General features: G+C 68.6%; 8 protein-coding genes. 2 read left to right on the top strand and 6 right to left on the bottom strand.

The genetic code is table 11. The features are described from left to right. Positions 1 to 109: 109 nt before the first annotated feature. The 6 genes from HMPREF3165_RS05150 to HMPREF3165_RS05125 form a co-directional block, all read right to left on the bottom strand. Entirely contained in the window at positions 110 to 1,093 is a 984-nt protein-coding gene (locus HMPREF3165_RS05150; protein WP_070511375.1) for a phosphatase PAP2 family protein, read from the bottom strand. Between the two features lie 68 nt (positions 1,094 to 1,161). Next, positions 1,162 to 2,562: a class C sortase gene (locus tag HMPREF3165_RS05145; RefSeq protein WP_070511328.1), complete on the bottom strand. Its 1,401-nt coding sequence runs from the start codon at positions 2,560 to 2,562 to the stop codon at positions 1,162 to 1,164. 216 nt (positions 2,563 to 2,778) lie between these two features. Beyond that, positions 2,779 to 4,380, bottom strand: coding sequence for a SpaH/EbpB family LPXTG-anchored major pilin (locus HMPREF3165_RS05140; RefSeq protein ID WP_070511326.1), 1,602 nt, complete (start codon positions 4,378 to 4,380; stop codon positions 2,779 to 2,781). An 89-nt stretch (positions 4,381 to 4,469) separates the two neighbouring features. After that, positions 4,470 to 8,648: a SpaA isopeptide-forming pilin-related protein gene (locus HMPREF3165_RS05135; RefSeq protein ID WP_256275036.1), complete on the bottom strand. Its 4,179-nt coding sequence runs from the start codon at positions 8,646 to 8,648 to the stop codon at positions 4,470 to 4,472. Between the two features lie 386 nt (positions 8,649 to 9,034). After that, the gene (locus HMPREF3165_RS05130; RefSeq protein ID WP_070511322.1) at positions 9,035 to 10,708 is read right to left on the bottom strand and encodes a DUF7059 domain-containing protein; all 1,674 of its coding nucleotides are present in this window, start codon (positions 10,706 to 10,708) and stop codon (positions 9,035 to 9,037) included. Between the two features lie 86 nt (positions 10,709 to 10,794). Beyond that, on the bottom strand, positions 10,795 to 11,805 hold the full coding sequence (locus HMPREF3165_RS05125; protein WP_070511320.1) for an MsnO8 family LLM class oxidoreductase: 1,011 nt from the start codon (positions 11,803 to 11,805) through the stop codon (positions 10,795 to 10,797). 323 nt (positions 11,806 to 12,128) lie between these two features. Between HMPREF3165_RS05125 and HMPREF3165_RS05120 the strand changes: the two genes are divergently transcribed. Continuing rightward, entirely contained in the window at positions 12,129 to 12,707 is a 579-nt protein-coding gene (locus HMPREF3165_RS05120; RefSeq protein WP_009747315.1) for a peroxiredoxin, read from the top strand. 56 nt (positions 12,708 to 12,763) lie between these two features. Beyond that, positions 12,764 to 13,294: an alkylhydroperoxidase, AhpD family gene (locus HMPREF3165_RS05115; protein WP_009405795.1), complete on the top strand. Its 531-nt coding sequence runs from the start codon at positions 12,764 to 12,766 to the stop codon at positions 13,292 to 13,294. The last annotated feature ends 57 nt before the right edge of the window (positions 13,295 to 13,351 follow it).

Genomic DNA, 13,351 nt, shown 5'->3' with positions numbered 1-13,351 from the left:
CCCCACCTACCCGAAGTGCACCCGACCCTCCTCCAGTAGCACCCCAGCCTCGTGGAGTGAGCGGCGAACTCCCTCAGTGGGGCTCGTATCCGACGGCGCCGGGTAGGCGTCAGTCGCGGTGGCGGGCCTCGTGCTTGCGGCGGGTGCGGCCCCAGTCGGTCAGCGAGACGAGCGCGGACAGGGCCAGGCAGGTGACACCGACGACGGCCACCGACCCGGTGGCGTAGGCGCCGAAGAGCTGCCAGCGCGTCTCCGGGCCGTCCAGGTGCCACCACACCCAGGACCCCAGGCCGAGCGCCCCCAGGGTGCACACGATGCCGGCGGCCGCCATGAGAATGTTGCCGAGGAGCTGGTGCCATAAGCGCGGCCCGGCGGCCGTCACCGGGATCGTCCCCACGGTGGTCAGCCCGGGCACCTCACCGGAGCTCTCCTCCCCGGTCCCCTCACGCAGGGACCAGGGGGCGCGCCAGGCCCCGCCGGCCACGGCGAGGGCGCCCCAGGCCACGGGCACGAAGATCCCGGCCAGGACGTCGGAGGGGCGGTGCCACTGGCACACCAGGGTGGAGTAGCCCATGGCGATTGTGAACAGTCCCCCGGCCCAGGCCGACAGCGGCCGCCAGCGCCGCCCGGACAGCAGGATGAGGGCGACCGCGGCCGAGGCCGCCATGGTGGTGTGCCCCGAGGGCAGGGTGTTGGCGTTGTCCCAGCGCTCGGTGATGTTGAAGTCGGGCCGCCACAGGAACTGGTACTTGAGGATCTGGGTGGTCAGGTTGGCCCCGACCACGGCGACGACGGCCCACACCGCGCGCCGGTGGCTGCGCCGCAGCAGACCGATGACGAGGATCGTCACCACCAGGACGACGGCCGCCGGCATGGACACCACCGACAGGAGCCTGCGGGCGTGGGCGCTCACGTAGTGCGAGCCGATCTCCGAGCCCTCCAGGGCCATGGCGTCGAGGGCCTGGCCGGTGTGGGTGAACACGAACAGCCCCCACAGGCCGAGTGTCGCCGCCAGGCAGGACAGGGCCAGCAGGCCCCCGCGCAGGCGCAGCTGTCCCAGGGAGCGGGAGGACTGCGACTGAAAGGAGGCCACCGGCCGATCGTAGGTTCTCGAACGCACCAACCAATAGGAAGTCAGCAGCGATTCCTGTGCGGGACTGCTCACGACTCACGTGCCTTCAGGTCGCCGAAGGGGTCCTCCCCCTGGCCGCCTGCGGCCGGGGTGATCGGCCCGTAGGGGGAGGCCGTCCTGGGGGCCGACTGCTCGACGGGAGCGGCCTGCGGGTCCTGGGAGACGTCACTTCCGGCGCTCTGCCCCACGGCACCCGATGGGCTGATGACCTCAAGCTCGCTGGTGTCATCGGTGAACTGCGCATCGGCCACGGCTGCCCCGGCGGCCCCGGCGGAGCCGACGACGTCCTGCAGGGGGCGTCCGGGCCAGCGCTCGCGCGCACCGTCGTCGGGTGAGTCATCACCGCGGCCCTCACTGAGGGCATCACTGCGAACGTCACCGCGGCCTGCCTCCCGGGCGGCTGAATCCTTGACGGCTCGCCCGGCGGCACCCCGGGAGCGGCGACGGCGCGTCCACCACAGGCGCACGAGGATTCCGACGACGACGGCCAGGATAATGACGACGGCCACGATGATGGCCTTCATCCAGGTCTGCATGGGGGCGGGCAGGGCCTTGGCCTCCTCGGCCGCTGCGGCCGTGGGGTCCATGGGGACGCGCTCGCCGGTGACCAGGAGGCGGTGGGAGTTGACGCCGTAGGGCGTGCAGGTGATGAGGGTGACCAGGTCGCGTCCGGGGACCTTGCGCAGGGAGTCGGTCTCCTCGGGCTTGACGACGGTGATGTCGTTGACCTCGTACTTGAGGGTCTGCCCCAGGGAGGAGACGTAGAAGACGTCGCCCTTCTTGAGCTGGTTGAGGTTGTCGAACATGGTCGCGGTGGACAGTCCGGTGTGACCGGTGAGGACCGAGTGGGTGGAGGGGCCGCCGATCGGCAGGCTCGTGCCGAACAGGTGCCCGACTCCCTCCGTCAGGGTGCGGCTGTCGGTGCCGTGGTAGATGGGCAGGCTCACGTGGATGGAGGGGATGACGATCCGGGCCATGACCGGGTCGATGTCCATCTCGTGGAGGTAGGCCTGGTACTGGGGGGTGTCGGGGCGCTGCGACTCGAGCCAGGGGTCGAGGATCGGCGCGCTCTCCAGGTTGTTGTTGTAGGTCTCGGCGGAGGCGCGCTCCTTGGCGACGGTGTCCGGGCCGGCCGAGTTCACGGTGGCGGTGTACATCTTGGCCAGGCGCTGCTGCTCGTCGTTGTTGTGCTGGGTCGCCATGACCGGGTACAGGAGGACGGCGACGCCGACGAGGACCAGGACCAGCGGCAGCCAGGTCAGGAAGCGCTCACGCAGGACCTTGCGGCGGGCCGCCTTCTTCGGGTCGGTCTCCGGCGAGGCGGGGCCGTCGGGGCCGGGCTGCGCCGCCGCGCCGTCGGGCTCCCCCTGGGCCTGGCTCATGCGGGACTGGGAGATGCGGTCACGAAGTGATGGGAGTAGCGCTGTCACGGAGAACCGTGCCTTCCTGCGTCGGGTTGTCTGCGGAGCTCGCTGCGAGAGACGGGTGGGGATCGGTTGTGGCTTTAACGATTGGCAGGGAGGATCCCTGCGACGCCCGTGTGGGGGAGACGGGTTCTCCCGCCTCCCCCACAAGGAAGCAGTCAGCGTGATGACGGCCGGCTGGGGCCGGTCACCTCAGTGGCTGCCAGCGGATGCCAGGGGCTGTCAGTGCTTGGCAACGTGACGGCGCTTGTTGGCGTAGGCGACCACCGCGCCACCGGCCACCAGCAGGGCGCCGGCGACGGTCAGGAAGATGACGCCGTTGGCACCGGTCAGCGGCAGGCGGAAGCCGGCGTTCTTCGGGACGTCAGTGACGGTCACCTCGGTCGCGGCCTTCTTCTCGGCCTTCTCAGCCAGGACCCGGAAGGGGATCGGGTCGGCCTGGAGGTTGTAGCCCTCGGGGGCCTTGGTCTCCACGAGGCAGTAGTAGTCCTCGTCGGTCAGCTGGTCCTTCTTCGCGCCGTTGACGTAGTCGTTGGCACGCAGGTAGTTGATCTCCACGGTGCCCTGGCCGGCGGTGGTGAAGGTCTTCTCCCCACCGATGGTCAGCGGGTCGACGGTCTGGGTGCTGGGGTCGGAGTCACGCAGCGTGGCACCGCTGGCGGTCTTGGTGCACTCGTAGACCTGGAACTGGGCGCCGTTGTACTTGGTCTTGTCGGCCAGGTCGTCCGTACCGGTCTTGGTGAGAACCACCTTGCCGTACTTGGAGAGCACGGGGGTGGTGGGGATGCCGGGGATGTCCGTAGTGGTGCCGGGGTTGTTCGGGTCCCAGGTGAAGTTGGGGCTGTCGTTGGGGATGAGGCCCGCGGTGTTGGACAGGTCGCCCTCGAGGTTGACGGCGGCGTCGAACTTGGCGGTCAGGGTCACCTCGATCTTGGTGTCACCGTTGCCGTTGTAGCGCGCCTCGGAGGCCTTGCGGCGGCCTTCCTCGGTGAGCTGGATGGTGGCCCAGTTGTGGTCCTTGCCCTCGGCGGTGATGAGGTTGTAGTCGGTGCCGTTCGCCAGGGTCGTCTCGTTCTGCCCGACGATCTTGACGACCGGGGTCAGGGCGTCCTTGTTGATGCGCTTGTCGAGGCGGTCAACGACCTCGTAGCGCTTGATGCGTGCACCGCCGGGGTAGTCCACCTTCGGGATGGAGGTGGTGATGGTGTAGGTGATGTCGCGCCCGGAGCCGGGGGCCGGCTTGTCGGTCACCTGCTTGTCCACACCGGAGAGGGTGTTCTTGGGGTAGACGTGGACGTTGTAGTTCCACTTGGTGGTGTCCTGCGGGTTAGTCATCGGCAGGGTGACGACGAAGTCCTCGGCCGGGATGACCTTGTCGGGGGTGCGCGTCTCACTGACGAGGTAGGCACCGACCTCGGTCTGGGCGTCGGTGAAGGAGGCCAGACCGTTGGCACCGGTGGTGATCTTCTGGACGGTGTTGCTCTTGAGGGCACCGGCCTTGACCACGTCACCCTTGAGGTCCGCGAGGGTCTTCCAGCCGTCGTAGGTCGTCAGGTCCACGTTCAGCTTGGTGATGGTGAACTCGACGTCGGAGACGGGCTTGCACTCGGCCTGGGGGTCCTCGTTACCGGTCCCCTCCTTGACGCCGTTGGTGTCGGTCTGCTCGCACTTGTGGACGGTCAGCGTGGTGGCTGCGTCGGGGTCGATGGTGGAGCCGTTCGGGTCAGCGGGTGCCGCCGCGCCGGTCGGGGCGACGAGCGCGCCGGCGGCGAGCGTCATCGCAGCGGCGAGGCCGAGGCCCCGGCGCGTGTTGAGGGAGTGCATTGCTGTTCTCTCCTGTGTTGTTGGGATGAATGAGGGATAGAAGGGGTGACCCGCGCGCGACGGAGCGGAGTCGTGGGTTCTTCTCGCGATCAGGCTGAGCGCCCGAACGAGGAAGTCTTTCGTTGACGCAGTGCCAGCAGGCCGGCGCCGGTGATGGCCGCGATTCCGACGGCGATGTTCATACCGATTCCGCGTCCGCCGGACAGCGGCAGGGTGCCGACCTGGAGGTCTCGGACGGTGATCGTGTCGTCGGACTTGCTGGCCCCGCTGCGCGAGACCGTCAGGGCCGAGCCGCCGGGAGTGGCGGTGATGAGCTCGATGCCCGTGTCGGTCACCTTGAAGCGGGCCGGCTTGGCCATGAGCTGGTGCCCGGCGGGAGCCTTGGTCTCCACCAGCCAGTACTCGCGGTTGATGGCCAGTCCCGTGGTGGTGAAGGTTCCGGTTCCCTTGCCGCCGGTGAAGGTCACGCCGTCGGTCAGGGGCTTGGCACCCGGGGTGGAGGGGTCCATCGGGTAGATGGCGAAGGCCGCGTCATCCAGGGGCCCCTGGCTGCCGGTCTTGACAATCGACAGGATGCGCTTGCCGGCATTGGGCGAGACGTTGGCGCAGGCCACGTCGTGGTCGGGCCGGGTGTCGGAGTCCTTGCCGGCCTGAGGAACGACCTTGTTGTACAGGCCGTGGCCGGGAACGAGGCGATCCTTCTCGGTGGTGCAGGCCAGCAGCTCATCGCGGTATCCGGCGGCCGACGGGTCGATCTTCACCGTGAAGGTGACGGTGTAGCGAATCGTCAGGCCCGAGTAGAGCTTCTCGTTGTCGGACAGGCGGTAGGAGCCGTCGGGCTGGGCCTCGACCGTCCGGGTCGGTCCCATCTCGCGCTGCACCTTGACCAGGGTCGGGTTGAGCCCGGGGGCGAAGGAGGGCTTGTCGTTGATCGGTCCGGTGGACACGGTCAGCGATCCCTCGTTGACCACGCTCACGGTGTAGACGACGTCGAAGGTCGAGCCGTTGCCGGGCTGGGTGGTGACCTCCTTGGAGAACTTCAGCTTGCCGTCGGTGGACAGGCAGCCGTGGTTGTTCCCCTCACCGTCGGTGTCGCCTTCCATAGCGATGGTGTTGACCAGGCCGGAGGGCTTGCCGTCGGCGCGCTGGTGACCGCACTGGAAGTCGGACTCGTTGTAGCCCGGGGTGTTCTCGCGAACGGTGAAGGTCATCTGCATCGTGAAGGTACGGCTACCACCGTCGGCCCCGGCCCGGGGAGCGGCGGCGAGGCTCTCGCCGGTGCCCCCCTTGATGAGGGTGATCGGTCCGTTGAAGGTACCGGTGGCGTCGTTCCTCCCGGGGAGGGTCACGCCCTGGGCGTCAACGCCCTTCTCCAGAATCCGCACCTTGTGCAGGTAGGTGCCGACGGGCATCTGCGGGGTGTCGGTGAGGTCGGCGGCCACCGGGCTGGCGACCAGCGAGGTGTTGGTGACCGTCACCGTGTAGCTGGAGGTGAAGGTGCCGTCGCCGTTACGGACCACGTCGAGCGGGGTCTTGGAGGCCTTGAACTGGGGGTTGGCGGGCAGGGTGCCGCAGGCCGCGGCCTCCTTGGGCTGCCCGTCGCCCTTCGTGGTCACCGAGGCCTTGTTGTAGATGGCCTTGCCCTGACCGACGGCGCCCGGGGTGCAGGTTCCCTGGATGCCGGGCAGTCCGGCGTCGGGACCGGAGACGTTGAGCACCACCGTGTAGGTGTGCTTCTGGCCTGCGGGCAGGGAGATGCCGGTCTTGACGTAGGGCACTCCGGCCTGAGGCGTCTCGGTGCCGTTGATGGCGCTACCGGAGATGCTGACCTTGTGGACGGTGACCCCGGTGGGGACCTGCCAGGCGTCGTTGAGGTCGTAGGTGAGGCCCGCCTTGGCGGAGGGGTTGGTCACCGTGATGGTGTAGGTCTGGTCGAAGGTGGTGCGACCGTTGACCTTCTCGGTGCTCTTGGTGACCTTGCTGAAGGTCTTGTCGATACCGGCGTGCGGGACGACGGAGTTGACGACCTTGATCCGCACGGCTCCCTGCGTGGAGTCGGGCACGGTGAAGGTGACACCGCCGGCGTTGCCGTTGGTCGGGGCCACAGCGGTGGAGGCGAGCTCCCGCTCCTGGTTGCCCGGGTTGGTGACCACCTTGAAGGCGGCCGGGTCCTTCCAGCTGACGCTTCCGCCGGCGGGGGTTCCGGGCTGCTTGAGTCCCCTGGCGTCACGAGCATCCTCGGTGACGGTGCAGGTGGCGCCCACGCGCTGGGCGGGCAGGTTCGCGGCATTGCCCTGGGCGTCCACTGTGATCTTGCCGGTGGAGGCACCCTTGCCGTCGGGGCCCGGGGTGCAGGTGTAGCTCAGGGAGTAGGAGCCGGCCGTGGCGGCGTCGGAGGCGCCCTCAACGCTCTTGACTGCGCTGACGGGGGTCTGCTGGGGCTTCTGGTGCACGACGCAGGTGACGTTCTTGCCCTCGCCGAGCACGAACTTGTTGTCCGCGCTGACGGGCACGTTGCTGCCGTCGTCGTTGGTGCAGACCCAGGGGCCGTTCTGCGAGTACCCATCGGGGCCGTTGCCCGCGGACAGGCCGTAGGTGCCGCCGGCGGTGTAGACCTTGCTGACGGCGGGCGTGCCGCTGGCACCGGTGATGGTCTTCTGCCCGAAGAGCCCATCGGTGGCGGGCTTGGCGGTCAAGGTCCACTGCTCGGGCCTGGCGCTGCCGCCGTCGACGATGTTGACGAGGGTGACGCGCCCACGGCCGACGACGTACTCGTTGTGCCAGACGCACTTGACGGCGACCTCGTCCTGGCGCTCGGCCAGCTGGGTCTCATCGAGGCGGATCGTGCGCTGGTCGAGGTTCACGGAGTCGGACTTGTCCAGACGGGTGGTTCCGTCACGGCGCAGCAGCGGGGCGCTGCCGTTCCCCACCGTGCAGCTGACGTCACGCAGGAACCAGCCGGTGGTCCACACGTCTCCGGTGTTCCGGTCGACGGCGGCCTGCGGGGTGGTACCCGCCTCCTGCACCGTGGCGGCGTCGTTGGGAGCCAACAGGGTGTAGTCCTTGGGGTCGACGTCCTCAGCGTTCCAGGTGGGGGTCAGGGACTTGGGGGTCCCCCAGTTCTTTGCGCCGAAGGTTCCTTCCGGTGAGGCGTTGACGTAGTTGAAGGTGGGGATCGTCAACGATCCCTGAACCGATGAATCCGCCTTGACGTCCTTGGCGAAGGTCACCGGACGCTCCTGCTCGATGGAGCCATAGAGGCAGCCGTAGGAGACAGCTCGCTCACGGGTGATGAAGCGCTCCTCCAGCTCGGAGGTCTCTGCCTTCTCCAGGTCAGGTCGGCACTCCTGGTTGTTTCCGTTGTTGACGAATCCCCACAGCTTGAGCTTGTACTTGATACCGGTGTTGGGGTCCGTCCAGGAGGTGTCGGAGCGGTCGGACATGATGTCGAGGATGTCGTCGGCGCAGCTGTGTCCGATCTTGTCGGTGAAATCCTGGGTCATGGAGCCGTTGAACCAGACCAGGGAGCCGTTCTGGTACATATAGGTGTAGGTGGACCCGTCGTAACGGCCAACCCTCCCGTTCCGGTCATAGGCGTACTGCGTCCTGACCACCTGATTTTCAGTGCCGTAGTCGCCAATGATGAGCTTGCCGTTCGAGTCGAGCTTCCCGGTGCACGTGTTGATCGTGTCGAACTCACTCCACGGGAAGTCGGCCTGAATCGTCTGGGCGGTGTTGATGTTGAAGCTGCCGTAGTAGGTGGTGCCCTTGCCCTGGGAGGGGTTGGTCACGGAGCTGTTGTCGGAGTAGATCGGGCTGTTGACGTGGCGCATCCGCCCCACGAGGAAGACGTTTCCAGCCTTGACGCTCGTGGTGTTGGAGGGCTGGAAACCCAGCGAGGTCTGCACACTCCCCGGCTCACCTTGGTAGGTGGTGGGGCAGGGGCCGTCATCAGTCTGGCGCCCATATCCGACCGCCGCGTACTGATTGGAGCTGCCGCGAACATAGTTAGTCCAGTAGTTATTGGTTCCCGGCGAGTAGCGGGTGCAGGCACGCGTGTAGGCCCACTCCCACGGGTAGGAGTTGTAGCCGTACCCGTTCACCGTGTCGTACACACGATCAACAGTGTCGATGGTGCGCACGTAGGAGATCTGCACCGAGGTGTCCCCCAGGGGAATGGTGAGGTCACCGGTGGAGGCGTCCGCGGGAGGCGCCGTCCACGGGAGCGACACCATGGTCACCAGGACGATCGCAAGAGAACCGACCACTGCAAAGAATCTGCGCAGTAGTCCTTCACGCCCGCACTGCGGGCGACGTGATGACTGGGACATGCCGATGGATTCCGATCATGAGGGATGGGTGCGCGGGGAGCGCACGACAAATGTGACTGCCGAGGAATGTAGGTCATCCGACCTCTTCCTCAACACCTCAGAATCGACTCACGGGGCAACGATCGCGCATCATTGCACGTCGCAGACACTTTCCCTTGAAATGACGCCGCACGGAGAGGGTTTCAGTTGTATCTCATTGATGACGGAGATGTCACGACAATAGAGGAAAGACAACAACATACCCGCGAATATCTCAAATCAGAATCATACCCACCGGGCGTTCACCGTCATTTGTTTCCCTCAAATCCCCATTCTGCCCATCGTCACTTTCCTGGACGCAGGAATCCCGTGGTCAGGAGATGACGGGTCGCCTCAACCATCTCCGCGCGCAGCGCGAGAGCGTCGGCCGCATTCAGCTCACTGAGGGCGGCGACCGCGGAGGCGACCTGCCCGACGCTCAGCTCGCCGTCGGCCACCCCGGCCAGGGCGGCCACCGCCGTGGAGGCCTGCAGAGTACGCCCCAGCCCTCCGCCCTGACGCAGCAGGATGACCGTGGGCTCAGCGGCACCCGGAATGAGGTGACGCTCCTCGGTGACATCGGGGGCCAGGAGCGGGCACAGGTCGGCGACGGCGTCGTCGTCGAGGCCGGCAAGCCGCTCGCGCACCTCCAGCACCTCGGCAATATGGGGACCCAGGACCCCCTGTCCGGAGGTGGTCACCTCCTCCAGGAGGCGCCAGGGCTCGCGGGGGCGGCGGGGACGGTGGACGATGAGGTAGCCGAAGCCGACGCCCCGCACGTCGCGGGCCTCGAAGTCGTCGATCCACGCCTCCAGGGCGGCATCGAAGGCCTCCGGGTCGCGCTCGGGGGTCATGCCACCGTCGCGCAGCCACATGGTGGCGTACTCCACCGGATCCTGGAGCTCGCGCTCAAGGATCCAGGCGTCGAGCCCCTCGGGGAGCCAGGCGGCCACGACCTCGCGCCACGAGGCGGTGCCACGGTGCTCCCAGTTGCCGAGCATGACGGCGGTGGCGCCGGGCTCGAGGTGCTCGCCGAGCCCGGTGACGAGTCCCGGCAGGATGGGGCCGCCGGCGTCGCGGTACTCCATGAGGGGCAGGCCGGCCTCGCGCACCGCAGGCGGGGTGAGGACGAAGGGCGGGTTGGAGGCGATGAGGTCGAAACGTCGGCCGGCCACCGGCTCCAGGAGGGAACCGCGCAGGAGCTCCAGGCTGCCGGCGTCGGAACCGGACTCGGAGGCGGCGTCGGCCTCTGAGTCGAGGCCGGAGCCGGCGCTTGGAGCACCGGTGACGCTCACGCCGGCCAGGGCCGCGTTGAAGGCGGTGAAGGCCAGGGCGCGTGCGGAGATGTCGGTGGCCACCACGTGCTCGGCGTGACGCAGCAGGTAGAGGGTCTGGATGCCGCAGCCGCAGCCCAGATCCAGGGCGGTGCCCACCCGCGTGCGCGGGGTCAGACCCGCCAGGGTGAGGCCGGCGCCGCCGACGCCCAGGACGTGATCGGGGGCCAGGGCCCGGCCGGTGACGAGCTCGCCCAGGTCGGAGGCCACCCACCAGCGGACCTCGCCGGCGTCGTCGACGGCCTCGTGGGGGCGCAGGTCGACCAGGGCACGGACGCACCCGGACTCGTCGGGCTCGCCGACCAGGCCGATGGCGGTGGCGCCTGCCGCTGCGGTGCGGGGCAGGGCGGCGTCGAGGGCGGTGGCGGGGACCGGCTCGCCGAGCATGAACAGGGCGGTCAGGACGGCCACGGGTGAGGGTGCGGGCCCGGCGGCCAGGGCGGCGCGCACGGCTCGCAGGGCGGGCAGGCGGATCTCGCGGCGCAGGGCGGCGTCGGCGACCTCGCCCAGGAGGGCGGCCACCGCCTCCACGCCCCAGCCGGAGTCGGCCAGGTCCGCCCGCAGGCTCGCCGCCTGCTCGGGCGTGGCCGCCGGAGGCGGGAAGGAGGAGGACTCAGAAGCGGACCGGGCGCTCGCGGGGCTCATGGAACCGACCGTAACGCGGGGCGCCGCTCATCTCCGGAGCCCCGCCGCACGGGAGGGCGCCGGGGAGCCCTGGGCTCCCCGCCGGCTCACAGGAGGCGGGCGGCGAGCTCGGCGTACTGGTGGTTCTTGACCTCGACGTCGTCGATGTAGCTGATGAGCATGACCTCCTCGGTGCCGTGGTTCTCGGCGAAGGAGGACAGGGCCTGGGCGACCTCGTCGTAGGTGCCCACGATGATGGCGGTGTCGCGCTCGAGGTAGCGTTCGACCTCGGCGCGGTAGGCGGCATCGAGAGTGGCCGGATCACGGAAGCGCATGGGGCGGCCGGTGCGCAGGCTGAAGCGGGCGTCGGCGGCCACGAGGGCCTGCTCACGGGCCTCCTCGCGGGTGGCGGCGGCGCTGACGCACAGGGCGGAGAGGGTCTGGCCCCCGTGGATGGAGCCGCGGCCGGACCCCTCGGGGAGGTGGGCGCGGTAGTGGTTCATGATCTCGACCTGCTGGTGGCCGGTGAAGAACTGGGCGTAGGCGTAGTTGAGGTCGTGGACGCCGGCCCAGGCGGCCGACTGCCCCGAGGAGCCCAGGAGCCAGACCTCCGGCATCTGGGCCGGGAGGGGGTGGACCTCGACGGAGGCGTAGGGGTGGGTGGCGGGAAGCTCGTCGCGCAGGAGGGCGACCGTCTCCTCGATGAGGGTGTTGATGGCGTCGGGGTCGATGACGCGGCCCTGGTTGAGGGCTGCGGCCGCGCGCATGTCCCCGCCGGGGGCGCGGCCCAGGCCCATGTCGACGCGACCGGGGTGGAGGGTGGCCAGGGTGGCGAAGCGCTCGGCCATCTGGAGCGAGCCGTAGTGCATGGCCATGACGCCGCCCGAGCCCACCCGGATACGGTTGGTGGCGTCCAGGATGTGCATCATGAGCAGGTCGGGCGCCGAGGACAGGAAGGATCCCGTGTTGTGGTGCTCGGCCAGCCAGAGGCGGTGGTAGCCGGACTCCTCCAGGCCGCGTCCCAGGTGGACGAGGTCCTCCAGGGTGCGGCGAACGTCCCCCCCCTCGAAGAGAGGGACCTGCTCGAGGACGCTGATCCGGCTGAGACGAGTACTCATGGCTTCTCCTGACCTGGTTGCGCGGGCGTGCGGCGACAGTGTGACAACACCGCCGGGCGGCGATTCATTCCGACGGGGAGCACTGTCTGGTGGAGGCACTCAGCCGCCGGGCTCCGACAGCCGGGATCGGACGGCGTCACCACAGCGTCACCAGATAAGGTATACCTTCTTAAAAATAGGACACGGCTTAGTTGCACCTATGACCCTGTCCCCTTACGGTTGGACCGACGGAGCCGCCCCGCGCCGGCCCCACCCGGGCCGGCGCGGGCCAGCGCAGACCCGCACCAACTCGCACCGCGATTCGCATCTTTCAGGAGGCACCCATGGCCGTTCTCACCATCGGAGACCAGTTCCCCGCCTACGAGCTCACCGCCGTCGTTCCCGGCAACCTCAAGGAGGTTGAGGCCAGCAAGCCCGAGGACTACTTCACCACCGTCTCCTCGCAGGTCCCCGCCGGCACCTGGCGCGTCGTCTTCTTCTGGCCCAAGGACTTCACCTTCGTGTGCCCCACCGAGATCGCCGCCTTCGGCGACCTCTACCAGGACTTCAAGGACCGCGACTGCGAGGTCGTGGGCGTCTCGGTGGACAACGAGTACACCCACTACGCCTGGCGCCGCAGCCACGACAAGCTCCAGGACCTGCCCTTCCCCATGGCCAGCGACCTCAACCGCGAGCTCACCGAGGCCCTGGGCATCAAGCGCGCCACCGGTGAGGCCGACCGCGCCACCTTCATCATCGACCCCCACAACGTCATCCAGTCGGTCTCCGTGACCGCCGACTCCGTGGGCCGCAACACCGAGGAGATCCTGCGCCAGCTCGACGCCCTCCAGTCCGACGAGCTGTGCGCCTGCAACTGGCAGGCCGGCGCCGCCACCATCGACGCCCTGGGCCAGATGGGCTGACGGGCCCCGCCCCAGCCCCTGACCTCGCCATCTCCACGACGACGAAACGAGAACACATGAGCATCGACAACCTGCGCTCCGCCCTGCCCGAGTGGGCCAAGGACCTCTCCCTGAACCTGTCCACCCTGTCCCGCTCCTCCTCGCTGACCGAGCAGCAGCAGTGGGGCACCTTCGTGGCCGCGGCCGCCGCGACCCGCAACGAGTCCGTGCTGGTCCAGGTCATGGAGGACGCCCGCACCCACCTGTCCGAGGAGGCCATCAACGCCGCCCTGGGCGCCGCCTCCATCATGGCGATGAACAACGTCGCCTACCGCACGCGCCACTTCCTGGGCTCGGCCTACGAGAACGAGCGCATGGGCCTGCGCATGAACATCATCAGCACCTCCGGCGGTGTGGACAAGGTCGACTTCGAGCTGTGGAGCCTGGCCGTGTCCACCATCAACGGCTGCGAGAAGTGCGTGACCGCCCACGAGGCCACGGTGCGCGGCGAGGGCCTGAGCACCGAGCAGGTCTGGGAGGCCGTGCGCATCGCCGCCACCCTGACCGGCGTGGCCCAGGCGGTCGGCGTCGTCGAGACCCTCGACTGACCCGATCACCACGATCACGACGGCGGCCGCCGGCTCCCCTCAGGGGGACCGGCGGCC

It is taken from the genome of Actinomyces sp. HMSC08A09 (assembly GCF_001807465.1).
Lineage (GTDB): Bacteria > Actinomycetota > Actinomycetes > Actinomycetales > Actinomycetaceae > Actinomyces > Actinomyces oris.
This window is presented reverse-complemented; position numbering and strand designations above follow the sequence as displayed.